Here is a 21,175-nt window from a genome sequence, read left to right as displayed (position 1 = left end):
CCACAAATTTCGAAAGTATTCTTATTCGTAAAAATCTACTGCAAACAGCGCTTCTCCAGCATGGATTGCACCGTCATTCAAAAGGCGGATCTTCTGATTGTCTTCCAGTTCTGTACACAGAATTGGTGATACAAGAGAAGGAGCGTTGGCTTTGAGGAATTCAAGATCCAATTCCATAAGCGGCTCACCTTTCTTTACTTTCTGTCCGTTCTCTACAAATACTTTGAAACCTTCTCCGTTTAATTTTACCGTATCAATTCCCATGTGAAGCAGAAGGCTGATTCCGGAGTCTGTCAGGAAACCGATGGCGTGTTTTGTCTCGAATACAAAGCATACTTCTCCATCTTCCGGTGCTCTTACAATCGCATCTTCCGGTGTTACTGCCGCACCGTCACCCATCATTCTTCCTGCAAATGCTTCATCCGGAGCGGTGGACAGATCGGCTGCAAGACCGGTCACAGGGCTGGAGATAACGACTGTTTTTACCACGGATGTTTCTGTGCTGTCTGAAGTTTCCCCATTTCCTGCAGTGTCAGCAGCTTTAGCGGAGGTATTGCCTTTGTCTGCTGCGTTATTGGAAACGATCTCATCCGGAGCAGTTTCCAGATAGTCTTCCAGGTTGGATTTGATTACGGTTACCCGTGGTCCGTAAATAATCTGTACACCGTTTCCTTTGTGTACAACACCGGATGCTCCTGTGGATTTCAGCAGTGCATCGTCTACCAGAGAGGCATCGTATACAGTACAGCGAAGTCTGGTTGCGCAGCAATCTACATCGGAGATGTTTTTCTTACCGCCAAGTCCGCGGCATATGGAAGAGGAAAGTTCGTCCTCTTCTGAAACTGCGTTACCTGCGGCAGCTCCTTTTTTCCGGGCTTCTACATCACTTCTTCTATATAATTTTACCTCTTCACTGTCGTCACGTCCAGGGGTTTTCAGATCCAGTTTCTTGATTAAGAAGCTAAACAGGAAGTAATATACAAAGAAGTAACCAATACCTACAATAACGATCCAGATCCAGCTTGTCTTTGCATTGCCCTGAAGGATTCCAAAGAGGAACAGGTCAATGAGTCCGCCGGAGAAGGTCATGCCGACACCTACGTTACATATATGCATCAGCATGTATGCAAGGCCGGCGAATACACAGTGGATTCCGTAAAGCAGCGGTGCCACGAACAGGAAGGTAAATTCAAGAGGTTCTGTGATACCGGTCAGCATGGAGGTCAGTGCTGCGGAGAACAGAAGACCTTCTACTGCTTTTTTCTTTTCAGGTTTTGCTGTTTTGTACATGGCAAGTGCAGCGCCCGGAAGACCGAAGATCATCAGCGGGAATTTACCGGACATGAATCTGGTTGCTGATACTGCAAAATGCTCTACTGTCGGGTCAGAAAGCTGTGCAAAGAAGATGTTCTGAGCACCTTCTACCAGTACGCCGTTTACTTCCATTGTTCCGCCCAGAGCTGTCTGCCAGAACGGAAGATAGAATACGTGGTGAAGTCCGAACGGAATCAGCAGACGCTCCATCAGACCGTATACCCATGTTCCTGCATAACCGGATTCCAGAACTACGTTTCCTACTGCATAAATTCCGGTCTGGATTACAGGCCAGATAAAGTACATCAGAATACCGACTCCTGTGTAAACCAGTGCGGAGACGATTGGAACAAATCGGGTACCTCCGAAGAAAGAAAGCACCTGTGGCAGTTCGATCTTATAGAATCGATTGTGCAGTGCCGCAACACCCAGACCTACGATAATACCGCCGAATACACCCATCTGAAGGGAGGTGATACCACAAACGGAAGTGGTAGCACCGCTCAGCATCTGTTCGGTACCGCCGTTAATCGTGATCAGTGCACTGATGGATGCATGCATGATGAAGAATGCGATGGCAGCAGAAAGGGCTGCAACCTCTTTTTCCTTCTTTGCCATTCCGATAGCTACGCCCATTGCAAAGATTATGGGCAGGTTGGCAAATACGATATTACCCGCTTCTTTCATTACATAGAAAATATCATAAACAATCGTTCCCGGTCCGATTGCATCGATGAGACCATAGGTTTCGAGCATGGTCTCGTTTGTGAAAGAGCCACCGAATCCCAGCAGCAGTCCGGCTACCGGAAGGATGGCGATTGGAAGCATAAACGATCTTCCTACGCGCTGGAGCACGCCAAAAATTTTGTCTTTCATTGTTCTTTTTCCTTTCCTCTCTTTTCTTTTTTTAGATGCGGATATTTATAAGGCTATTTTAACCAAAAAAAGAGACACTAACCCACATAAATATCCAAAATACTTATGCATAGTTAATGCCTCGTTCGTTCACAACAAGTAACATACTACATCATATTTCAAATATTAGAATGAAAAAAGAAATTTGTCAAGAGAAAAAAATATTTTCGGTTGTTCCCGAATCGGGGGCACGCTATAATGAGGATGACAATGATAAAGTGAGTCTTGAATTTAAAGGAGTCCGGATGAAGATAGAATCTAAAAAATGGATGTATGCAGGCGGTATTATGCTAAGTGTGTCGTTTGCAGTGTTATTCGTGTCGCGCAGGCTTGAGGGAACGGCACAGTGGTATTCCGTACATATTTACCCGGTAATTGTTTCCTTAATAGGAAGAATGGCTGGATATGTGCCGGTTTCTGTATCGGAGCTGGGATTGTATGCGCTGATTTTGATTATCACAGTGCTGTTGATCCATTTGATAGCAGGTTTGATAAAGGGGAAAAAGGGAAAAAAAGAAATTTTACATTTTCTGGCAGGTCTCTTCTTTACGGTGTCGTTGTTGTTTTTGATATATACACTGAACTGTGGAATCAATTATCACAGAGAATCATTTTCGGAGAGTGCAGGACTTGTGACAGAGTCTTATACAGTGGAAGATCTGAAGCGGGTCTGCATCATCCTGACGGAGGATGTGAATGACTATGCAGATAAGGTTGACAGAGATGAGTCCGGTGTTATGAAACTGGACGGCAGTGAGAGAGAATCGGCGGTGGAGGCAATGCTGCTTCTGGGGGAGACTTACCCGGAGCTTCAGGGATATTATCCGAAGCCGAAGGGATTGATCAATCCATGGATACTGTCAGTTCAGAATTTGAGCGGTGTGTATTCTCCATTTACTGTGGAGGCGAATTATAATAGTGGGATGACGGATTACAATATTCCGTTCACAGCCTGCCATGAACTGTCTCACCTTCGGGGATTTATGCAGGAGCAGGAGGCGAATTTTATTGGATATCTGGCATGTATGGAATCCGGGAAGGCGGAATTCAATTACAGCGGGAGTTTGCTGGGATGGATATATTGTATGAATGTACTTCGGAAGGTGGATCTGGAGGCATGGAAAGAGGTGCGACAGATGCTGGCACCGGAAGCAGAAGTGGATCTTCGGGCGAACAGTGAATACTGGGCGAGGTATGACGGCAAGGTGGCGGAAGTTGCAGATATGGTAAATGACAGTTATCTTAAGGTAAATGGGCAGTCGGACGGCGTGAAAAGTTATGATCGAATGGTGGATTTAATGGTAACGTATTATAAAGAATAATTATTAAAAAAGTGCTTGCAAAATGAAGTGGATTATGATATTATAAATCTCGGTCACTGCGGAGGTTGTGACTGGGATTTCATATGGCTCCATGGTCAAGCGGTCAAGACATCGCCCTTTCACGGCGGTAACCCGGGTTCGATTCCCGGTGGAGTCATTTGCACGTAAGTGATTATAAGACGGTCACTAAGTGCTCATTACTATAGTGAGGCGCCATAGCCAAGTGGTAAGGCAAAGGTCTGCAACACCTCTATCACCAGTTCAAATCTGGTTGGCGCCTTAAAAAATCGCAATTCCTGGAATACAGGGATTGCGATTTTTTGTTGCCATGCATACGCTAAAAGGTTCAGTGAACCTTATTTGTGTGTTTTGCAGCATGTGTTTCTAAAGCCTGGGTGGAGGGGTATAGAAACTGAAATGTAATTTTCTATGTGGAAATATTTTGAATTGCGTGAGAAATTCATTATCATTGATTTTCACACGTAGTATTTCGTCTGCACTACGTGGGAGAAGTTTCATAATTAATTTAAACACGTAATATTTCACGTATTCTACGTGGGGAATTTGCAATATTATAATTTTCACACGTAGGGTCATTGTTTTTTTACGTGGTAAAATGAGAAAACTTGATTTTGCCATGTAGTCACGACTTAAAAATACGTGTCAAATATTCGTTTTTCTTCTTAACACGGTAATATGGATTTAGAAAGCTATCTTTTTTTGTTGTATATCTCTCCGCTTTTGCCGCCGGTTTTGTGGCACAGATATATTTCGCCGATTTCCATGGATTTGTCGAGTGCCTTGCACATATCATATACAGTAAGGAGAGCGACACTGACACCTGTCAGAGCTTCCATTTCCACTCCGGTTTTTCCGGTGACTTTTACGGTACAGTAACAGTAGATGGCGCTTTCCTCCGGATTCATCTCAAATTGCACCCGGCAGTTTGTGATCGGAAGAATGTGGCACATGGGAATTAACTCAGAAGTCCGCTTTGCTCCCATGATTCCCGCGGTGGTTGCCACGCCGAGCACATCCCCTTTTCCTACGGTTCCCGATTCGATTGCATGATATACTGCCTGATTAACGGTGATTTTACCGGCAGCAGTGGCTTCTCTTTCAGTGTCGCTTTTTTCGGATACATCGACCATCAATGCCTTTCCATTTTCATCAAAATGTGTCAGATTCATAAATTTCGTCCTTTTCATTTTTATTGGGCAACTTCTGTTACCCTATGCTTTTTCCTAATTCCATTGCCCTTTCCGGATAATCTGTGTCGGCCAGCATTTCTTTGGAAGAGCAGCCATAGGCATAGATTTCACCGACGGAAGTCCAGTGAAGATATCGGAGCATTGTTTCATAATGTGCCTTGATTCCGTCCATTGCCCACTCATCAGTATCACTGCCGGCTGTCAGAAGAATGGCTTTCTTTTTCTGCTCTCTTAATGTATTATTGACTGCAAAAAAACGATCAATGATGATTTTTAACTGCGATGTCATTGCAAAATAATATAGTGGAGATACGAACACGATAAGATCAGCTTCATATACGTCCTTAAGGATGTCTGCCGCATCATCCTGTAAAACACATTTATTTCCATGATTTTTGCAATACATACATCCCATACAGGGGGAAAGCTTTTTGTCCTGCAGCCAGATTTTTTTAATAACATGTCTGTCCTGGTGTATTCCTTTAATAAAAGATTCGGTTAAAGCGTTTGTGGTTCCGTTTTTGTGCGGACTTCCGCATAATATTAATATTTTCATAATGGTTACGCTCCCTTGTAAATCATTGGTAGTTGTTAATATTTCTTTTTATTATATGAAAAAGTTTATGTGTTTTCAAGTTGTTGTGAAGCATATAAAAACAGCCGCATCCCGATATTGTCAGGAATACGACTGCAAATCATTCATATTTTAAACCCGTTTCATGAATTTCAATAATACCTTGCCGAGTGCAAGAACCAGAACTGCTGCTGCAACTGCTTCCGGAATTCCGGATGCGGTAACAGTTCCCATGATCAGTCCCCATACTGCAGTGATTGCAACTTCTTTTGCCTGAGCATACTGCTGTGCAAATAATATGTAGATGCTTCCCATTACGAAAATGGTGTTCGTCATGGAGCCTGCAAATCCTGTGACTACCAGAGCAATGGTCTGGTTGACGTTGAATTTCTTAAGCAGAATCCAGAGCCATCCGGCAACTACGCCGATCATAATACGGCATCCGATTGAGATCCACAATGCCTTTACAACACCTGTGAGACCGGTAGTGCTCATAAATGGTGAGAAAGCAAAGGATAACAATGTTGGTGCCATTGTGTTACTTACAAGAGAGCAGATTCCAAATACGCATCCTAAGATTGCGCCGGCCGCAGGGCCAAGCAGAACTGCACCGATGATTACCGGGATGTGAACTGTTGTCGCCTTAATGATCGGGAGCTGAATCATGCCAAGCGGTGTGTTCGCCAGAACAATGATAATAGCTGCCATAAGTGCAACACTGACCATCCATCTTGTGTCTTTCTTTGTTTTTTCCATATTCAATTTCCTCCTTGTTATCATTCCCGCCCTGTGCGGGATATAATACAATTACCGCGTAAGTATAACACTTTTTTTTTGAAAGAACAATTGTGGCGGATGCTTTTTTTTAAAAACAATGCATGTTATAATGTCCCTAAAAGGCGGAGCCGGGTCATGAGACACCCGGTGCATGGAAAGAATGAGGTAAAAATGATGTTAAAGGGAAAAACCATTATTCTTGGTGTAACGGGAGGAATTGCGGCATATAAAAGTGCAGCACTTACCAGCCTTCTGGTGAAGGCGGGAGCAACGGTTCAGGTGATTATGACGGAGAATGCACAGCAGTTTATTGCACCCCTGACATTTGAAGCGTTGACGAATCAGAGGTGCCTTACGGATACATTTGACAGGAATCATGAATACAGTACGGAACATGTGGCTCTTGCAAAACGGGCGGATGCTGTGATCGTAGCACCGGCCACAGCTAATGTGATTGCAAAGCTGGCGCACGGCCTGGCGGATGATATGCTGACAACGACCATACTTGCGTGCAATTGTCCGAAGATGATCGCACCGGCAATGAATACCAGAATGTATGAGAATCTGATTACTCAGGACAATATAGAGATTATAAAAAAATATGGTATGGAAATCATAGAGCCGGTGAGCGGCAGGCTGGCCTGCGGTGACACCGGAGCAGGAAAAATGGCAGAGCCGGAAGTGATTTTCCAGTATGCGCTGAAAGCCTGTGCGTATGAGAAGGATATGGAGGGACTTAAGGTTCTGGTGACGGCCGGGCCTACACAGGAAAATATTGATCCGGTCCGCTATATTACGAATCATTCTACCGGAAAGATGGGATACAGTATTGCAAAAATCTGTGCGCTTCGGGGAGCAGATGTAACTCTGGTCAGCGGAAGAACGGCACTGGAGCCGCCTCTCTTTGTAAATGTGGTTCCGATTGTGACGGCGAAGGATATGTATGAGGCGGTTACAGAAAAAAGTGAAGAGATGGACATTATCATCAAGGCGGCAGCAGTTGCGGATTACCGGCCACGGACGGTGAGTGATGAGAAGATTAAGAAAAAAGATGACGATATGTCGATTGAAATGGAGCGGACAGACGACATTCTCGGTTATCTTGGGGCTCATAAAAGGGAAGGGCAGTTCCTCTGCGGTTTTTCTATGGAAACACAGAATATGCTGGAGAATTCTAAGGCGAAGCTAAAGAAAAAGAATGTGGATATGATCGTGGCCAACAATCTGAAAGTGAAGGGAGCCGGATTTGGAACAGATACGAATATCGTCACCTTGATTACAGAAGAGGAAATAAAAGAGCTGGACATCCTGTCTAAAGATAAAGTGGCCGAGAAGCTGTTAGATGAAATCTTAATAAGGAAAAATAAATAGAAACAAAAAAATGTCTGTTGAAAGATTCAACGGACATTTTTTGTCTTTTATCTAGAGGTTAATTGAACACATAAATCGGGGTGTTTTTATCTTTTGTTGTGTTCCTAATACAATATAACACTTAGAAGTGATGTTGAAAATAGTCGATAAAGCCATTTTTTTAGAAGAAAAATGTGCGGTAAGCACAAATTGTGGTATGATAGTAAGAAAAAAGAGCGGAGGATAACATGGCTGTTGCACTGGAAGAGTTGTATCGGGAAATTGAACCGAAGTTTTATGTGAGGCTAAGAACGAAAAGTTGTTTTCATAAAATTATTGAATGGACTCATATTGTTGAAGATTTTGAATTTATTGAGCTTTTGCATGGAAATGAACTGATATTTAATACAGGAATTAACTATCATTCTGATGAGTGGCTAATGGAGTATATTACGCTGCTAAATAATGCCGGAGCCGGAGGACTTGTGATTGCACTTCATAACGGAGTGAAAATGCCTCAGGAAATCATAGATTATTGTGATCAGATTAAATTTCCGTTATTTGAGGCGGCCTGGGAAACGCCATATATGATTATTATGCGTCTGTTTGCGGAGATTCTTTTGAAAAATGAGCAGAGAGAGACGAATCTGATTACAGCTTTTCGAAATGCAATTTCCCATCCGGATAATCCTGCGTTATATCAGGATGTGCTGGAGAAAGAAGGATTTGGAAAGAATGGAACCTATACGATAATTGTTTTAAGCTGTAATTCTTATTGGGACGGGCAGGAAAACTGGAAATTAAAGGAGATTGAGCAGAAGCTTCATTACGCCAGAAGGCAGTATGCGGTGTATGAAGAGAAAGGAAGGCTGGTGATTCTGGCGGCGGGGCAGAAAATGGATTTTCTCCGCCATAAATTCGGCATGCTTTGTGAGGAAGACCCAAATGTCTATGTGGGAATCGGAACAAAAATCCGTCAGCTTAAGGATATCCACAGGTCGTATGAATCTGCCATGACAGCATACCGGCTTACCCGAACGGCGATTGCGTCCAATATTTTATTTTACGATGAACTGGGAGTATATAAAGTGATTTCCAACCTGAAGCGTCCCGAGACCGGTGATGAATTTGTGACGGAAGTTTTGGGAAATCTCATGGCATATGACCGCAAAAATAATACGGACTACATGAGCATTTTACAGGCATTTTTTGAAAATGAATGCAGCGTTATTCATACGGCACAGGCCATTTATTGTCATAAGAATACGCTTACCTATAAGATAAATAAGATACGGGAACTGTTAAATTGCGATATTATGAGCAATGAGAACCGAACCCGTATTATGCTGGCACTTTATTTTATTAAAATGAGAAAGCAATAATTGTGGTGGAAATTCTTTTGTGATAAAATGTTTGTAAAAATGACGGGCAGCGTGAAAGATTAGTCTGGATGCATGCCCTGTTGGAGGGATGAAGATGGATGTAAATAGAAATAAGCGGAATCAGATGCTCGCAGAGAAGCTGATTAAAGCGCTGGAATCCAGAAATATGGAAGGTTATTATGCACAGACAAAGGAGGAGGCGCTTGAGAAAGCGCTTGAGCTGATTCAGGAGGGCAGTAAAATCGGATGGGGCGGTTCCATGTCTATTCAGGAAATCGGATTGAAGGATGCGGTATGTTCCGGCAATTATGAAGTGTTTAACCGGGATATCTGTGCGAATCCGGAAGAGAAACGAAAAACAGAACTGGCAATTTTTGATTCGGATTATTTTCTGTGCAGCTGTAATGCCATTACGGAGGATGGTGTAATCGTCAATATTGATGGCATGGGCAATCGGGTGGCAGCAATCACCTGGGGACCTAAGAATGTTTTAATGATCGTGGGTATGAATAAGGTGGTAAGAGAGACGCGGGATGCAGTATCCCGGGCACGTGGTGAGGCAGCAACTATCAATGCCCAGAGATTTAACCTGGATACCCCATGCAGTAAGACAGGAGCATGCTTTGACTGTAAATCACCGGATACGATCTGCTGTCAGTTTCTTCTGACCCGTTTTTCCAAGGTGAAGGGACGCATCAAAGTGATTCTGGTAAATGATGAACTTGGATTTTAGAATAACAATCAGACTGTGAGGAATGAAAGATGGATAAATGTTATGATGTAGTTGCAATGGGAGAGCTGCTGATTGATTTTGCGATGGCAGGCGAGAGTGGTCAGGGCAATCAGATGTTTGAGGCATGTCCGGGCGGCGCTCCGTGTAACGTTCTGGCTATGCTGAATAAATTGGGGAAAAAGACGGCTTTCATCGGAAAGGTGGGAGATGACCAGTTTGGAAAGGAATTAAAGGCAACCATTGAAGAAATCGGAATCGATGCGAAAGGACTCTGTATGGATGACAGGATTCATACAACGCTTGCTTTTGTACATACCTTTCCGGATGGCGATCGTGATTTTTCATTCTACAGACAGCCGGGAGCCGACATGATGCTGAACGAGGACGAGGTTGATTATGATATGATCCGCCAGGCGAAACTATTTCATTTCGGAACATTGTCCATGACAGATGAACCGGTGAGAAGTGCGACGAAGAAAGCGCTTCAGGCAGCAAAGGAAGCAGGATGTTTGATTTCCTTTGATCCGAACTTAAGACCACCGCTCTGGAGTTCCATGGAGCTTGCAAAAGAGATGATGGAATATGGGTTTGAATACTGTGACATTCTGAAGATTTCTGATAACGAGATTCAGTTTGTTTCCGGAAAAGAAGATTACGATGAGGGAATTCGTTATCTTCAGGAAAAATACCAGATTCCGCTTATTTTCCTGACTATGGGAAAAGAAGGAAGCCGGGCATATTACAAAGATATGCGAGTAGAAAGAGGCGGATACAAGGTAAATGCGATTGAAACTACCGGTGCGGGAGATACCTTCTGCGGAAGTGTGCTGAATGGAATCCTGGAACGAGATTTCGATAATCTTGCGGAAGAAGATCTGGGTGAGATTTTATCCTTTGCCAATGCGGCAGCAGCTCTGATTACAACAAAGAAGGGCGCAATCCGTTCCATGCCGGAGAAAAAAGAAGTAGAAGAGCTATTGACGAAATGGAAATAATTTGATATACTGAACAAGTGCTTGAGATACAAGCACTTATGGCGCCATAGCCAAGTGGTAAGGCAAAGGTCTGCAACACCTCTATCACCAGTTCGAATCTGGTTGGCGCCTCTTGAAAAGCTCGGGAAGAAGATTCCCGAGCTTTTTGCGTAACAGGAGATTCTTTTGGAATAGAAATTGTATTCTATGATTCCATATGCTAGAATACAAACAAAGCATTTAGTTCTATTTTCTGCGTGAAAAGCGTCTGATTTCATCTCATATATCAGAATTTATTAGAAATCTCAATGCTTGATTACCCGATAACAGCAGAGGATTTCTAGAAAGATACGATATGGAGGATATCATAAAGGCGGCAAATGATCCGGAATATCAGAAAAAATTGTTAGAAGAGTTTTCAATATAAGAGAGGTAATTAAAATGTCTACAGAACTAAGAATGGAAAAAAGAAGGATGAAGCTCGCTGATCTGGGGGAAGAGTCATGCGTGCCTGATTTATCCGGAGAAGTAATCCTGCAGAATCAACTCAAATTCCGTCTGGGGGAAACGGATGAAATTTATGAGGGATACGGCAGGGTGAAGAATGCCTATCCTTATAGGCAGAGAAATGGCTATACAAGACAACTCCGGGAAAAAGAAGTCCAGACAGCCGTACTGGAAAACAGGTATCTGAAAGCGGTTTTTCTGCCAGAGTATGGCGGAAGACTGTGGGAACTGTGGGATAAAGAGCAGGGTGAAAATCTGCTTTACACCAATGATGTGCTCCGGTTTAGCAACCTTGCTGTGAGAAATGCATGGTTCAGCGGCGGCGTGGAATGGAATGTGGGTGTAATCGGACATACACCGTTTACTACGGAACAGATGTATGTTGCCCGTACCAGTGATGAGAACGGGAATCCGGTTCTTCGTATGTATGAATATGAAAGAATTCGTGACATTACTTATCAGATGGATTTCTGGCTGGAAGAGGATTCAAGATTTCTGAATTGCCGGATGCGTATTGTGAATGAGAACACAGAAGTAGTTCCTATGTACTGGTGGAGTAATATGGCTGTTCCGGAACACGAAGGAGGCAGAATCATTGTTCCTGCTGAATCTGCGTATACAAATACATGCGGAGAAGTTTACAAGGTTGATATTCCTATAGTTGGAGGAACGGATGTTACGGATTATAAGAAAATACCGAAATCTGTGGATTATTTCTTTGAGCTGGATAGGAATGCGCCTAAATACATTGCCAATGTGAACCGGGAGGGATATGGTCTGATACAGATATCGACTGACCGCCTGAAAAGCCGCAAGCTTTTTTCATGGGGAAATCAGAAAGCTTCGGATCACTGGCAGGAATTTCTGACTGAGGATGCGGGAAGATATGTTGAAATACAGGCAGGACTTGCAAAGACCCAATATGGATGTATTCCGATGGCGCCGAACACAGCATGGGAGTGGATGGAACAGTACGGGGCAATTCAGATTAGCGGGGATGATCTGGAACTGTCTCATAAGGAAAGATATCAAAATGTAACGAATGAGATAGAGAAAGCGCAATTATCGGAACACCTTGAAGAACAATTAATTTCTTCCAAAGCAATGGCACTTCAGAAAGCAGAGCTTCTTATACCGGGAAGTGGTTATGGAATCCTGGGTGTACATGGAAAACTGACATCTCATTTAGAGTTCGTGGATGAGAGTGGATATTACGGCCGATGGAAATCTTTTATAGATGGCGGAAATCTTCCGTGCCCGGAGCCGCAAAAATGGCCGGATGTATTTCTGGATGATCCGGACAGTTTTTCAAGGCTGAAGGATGCAGTGAAAAATGAAGAAAAAAAGAACTGGTATGCTCATTACCATTTAGGTATCCGCTATTATACTCTGGGAAAATATAAAAAGGCAGAAAAAGAATGGAAAGAGTCTCTGGAGCTGGAGGAAAATGCGTGGGCATATCATGGACTTGCCTGTCTTCGTTTATTACAGGGAAAAAGAAAAAAAGCTGCACGTTATATTTTAAAAGGAATGCGGCTTCAAAAAGAGGAACTCTCCTATGTTAAAGAAGGATTCAAGCTTTTGACTATGAGTGAAAGCTATGAAGACCTGTGTGAATTTTATGGGCAGATGAGCGAAGAGCATCAGAATAACAGCAGGATAAAATTCTATTACATTAAAGCCCTTGGGGAAATAGGGGAAGAGAAGAAAGCATATGAATTACTGGAAGAAAATGGTGGTCTGATACTGGATGATCTGCGGGAGGGAGAAGATTCTCTCGCAGAACTGTGGACGGAACTGCACGAGAAGGTATATGGTGAAAAAGGAGAGATTCCTTACAGATATCAGTTTCATGCAACTTAATAAGAAATAAAGGGAGGGTCACCTCCCTTTCTTCCGTTTTGCGGTTGATAAACAACTTTTTTAATATATAGCTGTTGAATTACATATATCCCCCATAATATCCCGGTCCGCCGCAACACAGGGAACCACCGCCGCAGCATAAGTTGCAGACAATGTTGGCGATACACAGCTTCATACAGAAGTTGCCGCTTCCCATGGAATAGGTCTGGTAAGGGTTCTGGCGGGTCTGATACCAGTTGCCGCCGCTTTCCAGACGTTGTACCAGCACCTGATACTGCATGTTGTCCGGTTCCATCTGGTAGGCCGTTTTTGCGTGTTCCAGAGCAATCACATTATTGCCGACACCGGAGTTGGCAATGGCACTGTAGTAATACCACTGGGCGGAACGGGACTGAATGCCCTGAAGTACGTTGAGAGCCTCTTTATAATGGCGGCTGTTGATGTAGTTGGCAGCTGCCCGAAGATAGATGTCTTCCTCGCTTTCGGAAGATTTGGATGAGGTATGACCACTGTTTCCGTAACCGCCGAAGCCTCCGAAATCGCCCCAGTAACCGCCGAATCCACCAAATGGATCTGAACCGGAACCTGGCCCCGCATTCCCATTTCCATAGGAACCGGAGCCGCCGCTGTAGCCGTATTCTTTTTCTTTCATAATCTGCTGATAGGCCTGTTGGACTTCTTTAAATTTAGCTTCTGCCTGATCTTTGTTTGGGTTGTTAATATTGGCATCCGGATGATACTTGCGGCTAAGGGCACGATAAGCTTTCTTAATCTCTTCGTCGGAAGCATCCCTGGACACTCCTAATATCTGATAAGGATCTGTCATCTTAGTTCTCCTGTTGATTTTTGCGTTTCTGTACGACTGCCTCGAACCGGCACCATACGCCGGAATAAAGGATATTTCTCAGTATATCCACATGGGTGATGATGGGGAGTGTCTCGAATTCTCTGGAGCATTCTGCAATCATCATAGTGAGAAGCTGCCTGCAGTATTCGTCGAAATCTTCCCTTTTGAAAGCATCCTTTAATGGATTATAACTGCCATTTTCAATATCCTTTTCTACATCTTCATATGCATCCATAAGATAAATGAATTTTCCGAGGAAAAAGCCGAATTTCCGAAGGGAGGCCTCCCATTCGTCTTTGCGGCAGGCGAAAATCTCTGCCATAATATCACCGAACAGTCCTGCCATGGTGTCAAGATTGGTTTCTCCTGCTTCTTCCAGCATACTGATCTGCTTCAGCCGGGAGGCAATCAGGACAGTTTTATCGGGGTATACCTGTTTTACTGATTCCATGGAACTGCGGAGGAGCCGTGCGGAGACATAGCCCTTCTTTTTGTGTTCATCAGCCCAGTCATCTTCGCATTTATAATATGATAATACCACATTCATGGCTGCTGCGTAATCGGTAAATTCATTGGTGCGGGCTGCATGCTTCTGAAATGGGTGAGCGACACAGTTCACATGCGTCAGTTCCTCATCCGGTTCGTAGAGACCGCTGAGTAATACAATCAAAAAGGTCATGTCATAGGAGAGGGTTGTCTGTCCCCTACGTCCATACATTTCCTTCAGCCTCTTGCACAGTCCGCAGTAGTAGGAGTGATAAACATCGAAATCTTTGAATTTCATTTCTGCCTTATTTATTGCAATATAACCGAACATAAGGTGCTCCTAACTCTTCTTTATAAATGTCGTGTTGCATTTGGGGCATCGGATTTCAATTTTTCCCTTGCCACGGGGAACACGGATTTTCTGACTGCAGGTTGGACAGCGATAGATATGGTGTGTCTTACGCTGTGCCATCAGATTCTTCTGTTTGCCGAACCAGCAGCGAATCTTGTAGGTCTTTGCCAGATATTTCTGGTTTTCCGCTGCACGTTTATATACATTCCTGGAAAACATGCGGAAATAAGTATAGATAATCAGAGCCCAGGAGAGAATCGTCAGAATCCCACTCTGAAAAAAAGTAGACAGAACCATTACAACCAGTGCGGCGATCAGAGTAAATCGCCCGAATGTGTCAAAACCGTAGCGCCCTGCCATAAAACGTATTAGTTTCTCTTTCAAAATAATCACCTTCCTACATGGAATCATACCCCTTTTCCATTCAAAGTCAATAAACTCTCTATTAAAAATCTATAAAATAAAATAGAGATATGTTATACTGAACGCATAGCGACGAACGCGTCTCCCGGAAGGAGGCCATTGGCTGCTTGCAGCCAATTGGATTCCGGGCGGGAGGCATGTGAGTGCAACGAACACTGAGAGAACGAAGTTCTCGAAGTGAGCGTTCGGAGTTCGTAGGTCAAATAGATTGGGGGAAATCATATGCATAGATTGACAGAATTAATCAGAGAGGATATGAAACCGGCACTTGGAGTTACAGAGCCCGGAGCCATTGCTTTTGCAGTGGCATCTGCAAGAGCGGCGTTGGGAAAGCCGGCAGAACGTGTGGAGGTTGCACTGAATTCCGGTATGTATAAGAATGCTTTTACCTGTGGAATTCCAAATTCAGATTCTTACGGTAATCTGTATGCGGCGGCTCTGGGGGCTGTGGCGGCGGATGAGAAACTGGGGCTGGAATCCCTTGCGAATATTACCGAAGAGGATAACCGTCGGGCCGGGGAAATGGTGGAAGAAGGCCGGGTGAAGGTAGTATTGGATCATATCGGTTCAGAGATTACTATTGATGCAGAGGTCTTTGCAGGAAAGGAATCCTGCAGTGTGCATATACGCGGCAGTCATACGGATATCCGCTGGATTGAGAAAAACGGTCAGGTGATTGAAGGGGAAAAAGAAGACAAACTGGAAGATAACGGGCAGACGAAGAGTTCTGCCGAAGCGGAAACAGCAGTCATTCACAGATATAGTCTGGAAGATATTCTTGCTTATATCAGGAGCGTTCCGGAGGAAGAAATTCTGTTTATCAGGGATGCATTTTCTATGAACCTGGAACTTCTGGAGGAAGGGCTTCAGTCAGACAGAACGACGATAGGACCTATGCTGTTTGCACAGAATGGGAACCGGATGATTTCGGCAGACGAGAGGACAACTGCCCAGCTGCTCTGTAACGGAGCAATCGAAGCGCGCGTCCTGGGACTTTCCAGACCGGCCATGAGTATAACGGGAAGCGGAGCTCATGGTATTATAGCAACGATGCCGCTTTTTGCCTGCTACAAGGTTCACCGGGAGGAGGTTAGCGAAGAGATGCTCCTTCGAGCGGCGGCTTTCAGTTATCTGATTACCATGTACATCAAAGAGTATTCCGGGCGTTTGTCTGCATTCTGTGGTTGTGGAATTGCGGCAGGAACGGGAATGGCCTGCGGCCTGGCGTTTATGAAAGGTGCGGACGACGAGCAGATTGCTATGGTAATTCAGAATATGGCATCCGGACTTACGGGCATGATCTGTGATGGCGGTAATCAGGGATGTGCCATGAAGGGCGTTGTGGCTGTGGATGCAGCCTGGCGATCGGTTGATATGGCATTAAATGGGGTCTGTATTGATAAGATCCATGGCATTAACGGTCAAACACCGGAAGATACTATGCGTAATATGGGAAAAATAGCTTCTCCCGGTATGATAAAGACGGAAGAAGTTATTGTGGAAATTATGGAGAATAAATAATGAAATAGAGGAAAGGACAGAATATGGACGAGAGACAGAAAAAAAGAGCTAGAAAAAGAAGACAGAAGAGGAAAAGAAAGGAAGAAAGGCGGCAGAAAAAGGGCGGAATCATCAGTACGATCGTGCTGGTTGTTGCCATTGCTGTATTTTGTGTATCCGGATTCCAACTGTATAAGATCATGTCCGGATACCATAAAGGAAAAGCAGAATATGACAAGATTCTGGAAATCGCTGTGGAGGAGAAGGAACCGGAAGAAGAGGGACAGGAAGACAGTTTCCGCGTGAATTTTGATGAACTTCTGGCTATTAATCCGGATACGGTAGGCTGGATTCGATTCAGTCCTGAACCATCTCAGATCAACTATCCGGTAGTGCAGGGAGACGATAACGACCTTTATCTTCACAAGACATTTTCGGCAAATGATAATACAGTAGGGGCAATATTTGTAAATGTTTATAATAATCCGGATTTCAATGACAGAAATACAATCATATATGGACACAGAATGAATGACAATTCCATGTTCCATGATCTGGCCAAATATGAGGATAAATCATTCTGGGAGGCTAATCCTTACTTCTATATTTATACACCGGATGGACGGGAGATTACGTATCACATTTACTCAACAGGAGTTGTAAAAGATACTTCTGATACATATCTTACGGAATTTGCATCAGATGAAGACTATCAGGCATTTCTGAACATGACCAAAGAGGTGGCTGCCTATGATACCGGTATAGAGGTGGGAACCGATGATGTGATCGTAACTCTGTCTACCTGTACTAAGGCCAGCAATGATGACCGGTTTGTGGTAAGAGGTGTGAAGGAGTCTGAAAGAATAATTGAGTAAGGAGGGAGTGGCGAAATGGCACTTGTATATGAAGTGGGAGATATTGTAAAGTTGAAAAAGAAACATCCCTGTGGCAGTTATGAGTGGGAGATCCTCCGTGTGGGAGCAGATTTTCGATTAAAATGTGTGGGATGCGGTCATCAGATCATGATTGCGCGAAAGCTGGTGGAAAAGAATACAAAAAGTCTGAGAAAATCTTTGTGAAAAGTGCTTGATTCTTTTGGGAAAATGTGATAGCATATCAAATTGTGATATATTAATGTTCGTCCGGCAAAACGGATGAATATCCTTGCTCCCGCAATTAGGGACGGGGGCCAAAAGACCAGAAGGAGGTGCAAACTACATGAACAAGTATGAATTAGCTGTTGTAGTCAATGCAAAAATCGAAGACGACGAAAGGGCACAGGTAATCGAAAAGGTAAAGGCATTAGTTACCCGTTTCGGTGGAAATGTGACAGACGTTGATGAATGGGGTAAGAAGAGATTAGCTTACGAAATTCAGAAGATGAAAGAAGCATATTACTATTTCATCCACTTCGAGTCTGATGCTACAGTTCCAGGCGAAGTTGAGAAGAGAATTCGTATCATGGACAACGTACTCAGATATTTATGCGTGAAACAGGAAGCATAGTAGAAGAGAGGGAAAAGAATGAATAAAGTAATTTTGATGGGACGCCTTACAAGGGATCCTGAAGTGAGATATTCACAGGGAGAGAACCCGTTGGCCATTGCCAGATACACGCTGGCTGTTGACCGCCGTTTCAGAAGAGATGGAGAAGCAACGGCAGATTTTATTCCGTGTGTGGCATTTGGAAGACAGGCAGAGCATGCTGAGAGATATTACCGTCAGGGACTGCGGGTTACGGTCTGCGGACGTATCCAGACGGGAAGCTATACTAACAAGGATGGCGTGAAGGTATACACGACAGAAGTGGTAGTAGAAGAACAGGAATTTGCAGAGAGCAAAGCAGCAAGTGATGCTAATGCAGGAGGTTTCCACCAGGCGGCTCCGGCACCGGCACCGAGTGCTCCGGCAGGAGACGGCTTCATGAACATTCCGGACGGAATAGATGAAGAATTACCGTTTAACTAAACCTAGAGCACTTAATGAGCACGAGCGGAACGCGAAGTGCGAATCTGGTGCGAAGGTTGTTCTTTTTCTTTAGCAAGGTCTTTTCGAGCTTAGGAAAAAGAACTTCATTAATTAATGTAAGGAGGAAGCAAAGATGGCTTACGATAAAGGAAATCGTCCGGAAGGCGGCTTCAAGAGAAGAGGCGGCGGACGCAGAAGAAAAAAAGTTTGTGTATTCTGTGGTAAAGAGAATAACGAAATCGATTACAAGGATGTAGCTAAATTAAGAAAATACATCTCTGAGAGAGGAAAAATCCTTCCAAGAAGAATCACAGGAAACTGTGCAAAACATCAGAGAGCTCTTACTGTAGCTATCAAGAGAGCACGTCACATCGCTCTTATGCCATACGTACAGGAGTAATAAATAATGACCGCCGTTGGAAATTCCAGCGGCGTATTTAATTTATGATAAAGGAGAGATGTTCAGATGGATAAGATTCAGGAAAAAGATCAGCAGTATATTTGCCATACGTATAAAAGATTTCCGGTCTCTCTCGTGCGAGGAAAGGGTGCAACGGGATATGACGAGGAAGGAAAGGAATATATTGATTTTACCAGCGGTATTGGTGTGAATTGCCTGGGATACGCGGATGAAGGATGGGCAGAAGCAGTATCTGCGCAGGCTCATACTCTTCAGCATGTGTCCAATCTGTATTATTCACAGCCGGATGGAGATGTGGCAGAGCTGTTGTGTGAATATACAGGATTTTCGAAAGTATTCTTTGGAAATTCCGGTGCGGAGGCTAATGAGGGCGCACTGAAGGTTGCTAGAAAATATGGTGCGGAAAAGCATGGAGAGCATTGCAATAAGGTGATTACTCTGAATAATTCCTTCCATGGAAGAACGATTACCACACTTGCTGCGACCGGACAGGAAGTGTTCCACAAATATTTCCTTCCGCTGACTGATGGATTCAAATATGTGGATGCGGGAGATCTGGCAGGGCTTGAGGCTGCTGTGGACGACAGTGTTTGCGCGATTATGATAGAGCTGATTCAGGGGGAAGGCGGAGTTGTTCCGGTTTCTCAGGAGTTTGTGAAACGTATCGAAGAAATCTGCAGGGAGAGAGATCTGGTATTTGTGATCGATGAAGTACAGACAGGAATTGCACGTACCGGAACCCTGCTCTGTTACGAGCAGTACGGCGTGAAACCGGATGTGGTTTCCCTTGCAAAAGGACTGGGCGGAGGTCTGCCGATCGGTGCGGTGCTTATGGGCGAGAAGGTATCGGAAGTTCTGGGGTACGGAATGCATGGCTCCACATTTGGAGGCAATCCGGTAGCCTGTGCAGGTGCACGTTATATTCTGAATAAAGTAACAAAACCGGAATTTCTGGAAGAAGTGAAGGCGAAATCTGCATATATGAAAGAAAAGCTGGAAGCGATCCCACAGATTACGGGAGTTACAGGATTGGGTCTGATGCTGGGAGCAGAACTTGCAGAAGGATACACGGCTGCCGAGACAGCGGGGAAATGTGCAGCAGAAGGTGCACTGGTACTGACGGCAAAGACGAAGCTTCGCTTTTTGCCGCCGCTTACCATTACATATGAAGAAATTGACAAAGGAATGGAGATTTTGAAAAAGGTATTGAGTGCTTAAAAGCTTCCCTCAGATATGGCTTTAATCGAGGAGGCGTATTCTGAAGGAGTCATACCTGTCATTTTTTTGAACTGCCGTGAAAAATAATGGATGGAGGTATACCCCAGCTGCTCGGAAATCTGCGTGAAGTTCAGGCGGTTGGTCCGTATCATCTGTTTTGCGGCAGATATTTTCATGGTTGAAAAGTATTCAATTACACCAAGGCCGCTGCGTTCCCGGAATATTTTCTGGAGATGAGAGCGGCCGATCAGATTATCCTTGCAGATCTGCTCAATAGTAACATGAGAGCCAAGGTGGGCTTCCAGATAATCTACTACCCGGTTAAATATGTCGGTATCGCTTTTGGTCTTGGTTGCTTTTGGAATCTCCAGACGTGGTTTTCGACCAAGAACGAAGGGGTTGGAATATCTTCGAATCAGATGAATGAGAAAGTGTTCCAGACACAGGCGTATCATCTGTTCGGAACCGAACTGATCCGGTTCTTTTTTGGGCATATTCTGAAGATAAGGGTCATCCAGGCGACAGTCAAAGCAGCGTCTGGCCTCGATTATAATGTCGGCGAGAAGATTACGTTCTGTCTCGTCTACATGAAGCACCCGGTCGTTGAAGAAACGCATGGCATCACTGTCACATTTGAAAGAAATAACTACCAGGTTAGGAGCGGTTTCTCCATCGGCAGTTACGTTGTGGAATTCGTTTGGTTTGTGAAAGGCTACATCACCTTTTTTTAAAGTCATGTTTTTCTTGCCGGCGGTTATCACTACTTCCCCTTTGTCTACACAGACAAATTCCCAAAAATTATGGACTTCTCCTTCAAAGGAAAAGTTGCTCATGTATTCAAAATAATGGATGCTGTATATTTTTTCTATAGTTATGGAATTTGTAAGTTTTGTACCTATATAAGCCATGAAATACCTCCGTTTAGCAGGATAAGGAAAATTCTGTAAATTTTAATTTGTGAAATCTCACTAAGATTATACACTTTATTTGCAGATAAGGCAAATGAAAAAAAGCGGATAGTGCAAATTATCTGCCATA

General features: G+C 43.9%; 21 protein-coding genes and 3 tRNA genes. 16 read left to right on the top strand and 8 right to left on the bottom strand.

Going from position 1 to position 21,175, the window contains the following annotated elements:
- Nucleotides 1–21 precede the first annotated feature (21 nt).
- Complete coding sequence (locus tag ACQRCC_RS02730) at nt 22–2,190, bottom strand: glucose PTS transporter subunit IIA (protein WP_427849274.1); 2,169 nt, start codon at nt 2,188–2,190, stop codon at nt 22–24.
- Nucleotides 2,191–2,474: 284 nt separating this feature from the next.
- On the opposite strand from ACQRCC_RS02730, the gene ACQRCC_RS02725 reads away from it, so the two are divergent.
- The 3 genes from ACQRCC_RS02725 (at nt 2,475) to ACQRCC_RS02715 (ending at nt 3,831) form a co-directional block, all read left to right on the top strand.
- Nucleotides 2,475–3,551, top strand: coding sequence for a DUF3810 domain-containing protein (locus ACQRCC_RS02725; RefSeq protein WP_427849273.1), 1,077 nt, complete (start codon nt 2,475–2,477; stop codon nt 3,549–3,551).
- Nucleotides 3,552–3,636: 85 nt separating this feature from the next.
- A tRNA-Glu gene (locus tag ACQRCC_RS02720) sits at nt 3,637–3,708 on the top strand.
- A 52-nt stretch (nt 3,709–3,760) separates the two neighbouring features.
- A tRNA-Cys gene (locus ACQRCC_RS02715) sits at nt 3,761–3,831 on the top strand.
- 430 nt (nt 3,832–4,261) lie between these two features.
- On the opposite strand, the gene moaC is transcribed toward ACQRCC_RS02715, so the two are convergent.
- The 3 genes from moaC to ACQRCC_RS02700 form a co-directional block, all read right to left on the bottom strand.
- Nucleotides 4,262–4,741 carry a cyclic pyranopterin monophosphate synthase MoaC gene (gene moaC, locus ACQRCC_RS02710; protein WP_427849272.1) on the bottom strand — a complete coding sequence of 160 codons (480 nt, stop codon included), beginning with the start codon at nt 4,739–4,741 and terminating at the stop codon, nt 4,262–4,264.
- A gap of 37 nt (nt 4,742–4,778) precedes the next feature.
- A complete protein-coding gene (locus tag ACQRCC_RS02705; protein WP_427849271.1) occupies nt 4,779–5,318 on the bottom strand; it encodes a flavodoxin family protein in 540 nt (179 codons plus the stop codon).
- 150 nt (nt 5,319–5,468) lie between these two features.
- Complete coding sequence (locus ACQRCC_RS02700) at nt 5,469–6,092, bottom strand: ECF transporter S component (RefSeq protein WP_427849270.1); 624 nt, start codon at nt 6,090–6,092, stop codon at nt 5,469–5,471.
- Nucleotides 6,093–6,287: 195 nt separating this feature from the next.
- Here ACQRCC_RS02700 and coaBC point away from each other — a divergent pair, with 195 nt between their 5' ends.
- The 6 genes from coaBC to ACQRCC_RS02670 all read left to right on the top strand — a co-directional run bounded on the left by coaBC (nt 6,288) and on the right by ACQRCC_RS02670 (nt 12,922).
- Nucleotides 6,288–7,484 carry a bifunctional phosphopantothenoylcysteine decarboxylase/phosphopantothenate--cysteine ligase CoaBC gene (gene coaBC / locus ACQRCC_RS02695; protein WP_427849339.1) on the top strand — a complete coding sequence of 399 codons (1,197 nt, stop codon included), beginning with the start codon at nt 6,288–6,290 and terminating at the stop codon, nt 7,482–7,484.
- Nucleotides 7,485–7,711: 227 nt separating this feature from the next.
- On the top strand, nt 7,712–8,845 hold the full coding sequence (locus tag ACQRCC_RS02690) for a PucR family transcriptional regulator (RefSeq protein WP_427849269.1): 1,134 nt from the start codon (nt 7,712–7,714) through the stop codon (nt 8,843–8,845).
- Nucleotides 8,846–8,939: 94 nt separating this feature from the next.
- On the top strand, nt 8,940–9,578 hold the full coding sequence (locus ACQRCC_RS02685; protein WP_427849268.1) for a lactate utilization protein: 639 nt from the start codon (nt 8,940–8,942) through the stop codon (nt 9,576–9,578).
- 29 nt (nt 9,579–9,607) lie between these two features.
- A complete protein-coding gene (locus tag ACQRCC_RS02680) occupies nt 9,608–10,573 on the top strand; it encodes a carbohydrate kinase family protein (protein WP_427849267.1) in 966 nt (321 codons plus the stop codon).
- 40 nt (nt 10,574–10,613) lie between these two features.
- Nucleotides 10,614–10,684: transfer RNA gene (locus ACQRCC_RS02675), tRNA-Cys, on the top strand.
- A 309-nt stretch (nt 10,685–10,993) separates the two neighbouring features.
- On the top strand, nt 10,994–12,922 hold the full coding sequence (locus ACQRCC_RS02670) for a DUF5107 domain-containing protein (protein ID WP_427849266.1): 1,929 nt from the start codon (nt 10,994–10,996) through the stop codon (nt 12,920–12,922).
- A 79-nt stretch (nt 12,923–13,001) separates the two neighbouring features.
- Here ACQRCC_RS02670 and ACQRCC_RS02665 read toward each other — a convergent pair whose 3' ends face one another.
- The 3 genes from ACQRCC_RS02665 to ACQRCC_RS02655 are packed head-to-tail and all read right to left on the bottom strand — an operon-like array spanning nt 13,002 to nt 14,991.
- Nucleotides 13,002–13,748, bottom strand: coding sequence for a J domain-containing protein (locus ACQRCC_RS02665; RefSeq protein ID WP_427849265.1), 747 nt, complete (start codon nt 13,746–13,748; stop codon nt 13,002–13,004).
- Nucleotide 13,749: 1 nt separating this feature from the next.
- Complete coding sequence (locus tag ACQRCC_RS02660) at nt 13,750–14,586, bottom strand: DUF5685 family protein (RefSeq protein WP_427849264.1); 837 nt, start codon at nt 14,584–14,586, stop codon at nt 13,750–13,752.
- Nucleotides 14,587–14,595: 9 nt separating this feature from the next.
- Nucleotides 14,596–14,991: a hypothetical protein gene (locus ACQRCC_RS02655; RefSeq protein WP_427849263.1), complete on the bottom strand. Its 396-nt coding sequence runs from the start codon at nt 14,989–14,991 to the stop codon at nt 14,596–14,598.
- Nucleotides 14,992–15,252: 261 nt separating this feature from the next.
- Here ACQRCC_RS02655 and ACQRCC_RS02650 point away from each other — a divergent pair, with 261 nt between their 5' ends.
- From ACQRCC_RS02650 to ACQRCC_RS02620, 7 genes are all read left to right on the top strand, one after another.
- Nucleotides 15,253–16,551: a serine dehydratase subunit alpha family protein gene (locus ACQRCC_RS02650; RefSeq protein ID WP_427849262.1), complete on the top strand. Its 1,299-nt coding sequence runs from the start codon at nt 15,253–15,255 to the stop codon at nt 16,549–16,551.
- A 23-nt stretch (nt 16,552–16,574) separates the two neighbouring features.
- On the top strand, nt 16,575–17,405 hold the full coding sequence (srtB, locus tag ACQRCC_RS02645; protein WP_427849261.1) for a class B sortase: 831 nt from the start codon (nt 16,575–16,577) through the stop codon (nt 17,403–17,405).
- Nucleotides 17,406–17,420: 15 nt separating this feature from the next.
- On the top strand, nt 17,421–17,609 hold the full coding sequence (locus tag ACQRCC_RS02640; RefSeq protein ID WP_427849260.1) for a DUF951 domain-containing protein: 189 nt from the start codon (nt 17,421–17,423) through the stop codon (nt 17,607–17,609).
- A gap of 139 nt (nt 17,610–17,748) precedes the next feature.
- A complete protein-coding gene (rpsF, locus tag ACQRCC_RS02635) occupies nt 17,749–18,036 on the top strand; it encodes a 30S ribosomal protein S6 (RefSeq protein WP_427849259.1) in 288 nt (95 codons plus the stop codon).
- 18 nt (nt 18,037–18,054) lie between these two features.
- Entirely contained in the window at nt 18,055–18,498 is a 444-nt protein-coding gene (locus ACQRCC_RS02630) for a single-stranded DNA-binding protein (protein WP_427849258.1), read from the top strand.
- Nucleotides 18,499–18,631: 133 nt separating this feature from the next.
- Nucleotides 18,632–18,898, top strand: a complete 267-nt coding sequence (gene rpsR, locus ACQRCC_RS02625; protein ID WP_016221384.1) for a 30S ribosomal protein S18 — start codon at nt 18,632–18,634, stop codon at nt 18,896–18,898.
- Nucleotides 18,899–18,964: 66 nt separating this feature from the next.
- Nucleotides 18,965–20,137 carry an aspartate aminotransferase family protein gene (locus ACQRCC_RS02620; protein WP_427849257.1) on the top strand — a complete coding sequence of 391 codons (1,173 nt, stop codon included), beginning with the start codon at nt 18,965–18,967 and terminating at the stop codon, nt 20,135–20,137.
- Here the strand turns inward: ACQRCC_RS02620 and ACQRCC_RS02615 are convergent.
- Nucleotides 20,134–21,045: a helix-turn-helix domain-containing protein gene (locus tag ACQRCC_RS02615; RefSeq protein ID WP_427849256.1), complete on the bottom strand. Its 912-nt coding sequence runs from the start codon at nt 21,043–21,045 to the stop codon at nt 20,134–20,136. The two genes, ACQRCC_RS02620 and ACQRCC_RS02615, sit on opposite strands and share 4 nt — an antisense overlap.
- Nucleotides 21,046–21,175 lie beyond the last annotated feature (130 nt).

Source organism: Sporofaciens sp. SGI.106 (assembly GCF_050314255.1).
In the GTDB taxonomy this organism is placed as follows: Bacteria; Bacillota; Clostridia; order Lachnospirales; family Lachnospiraceae; genus Claveliimonas.
This window is presented reverse-complemented; position numbering and strand designations above follow the sequence as displayed.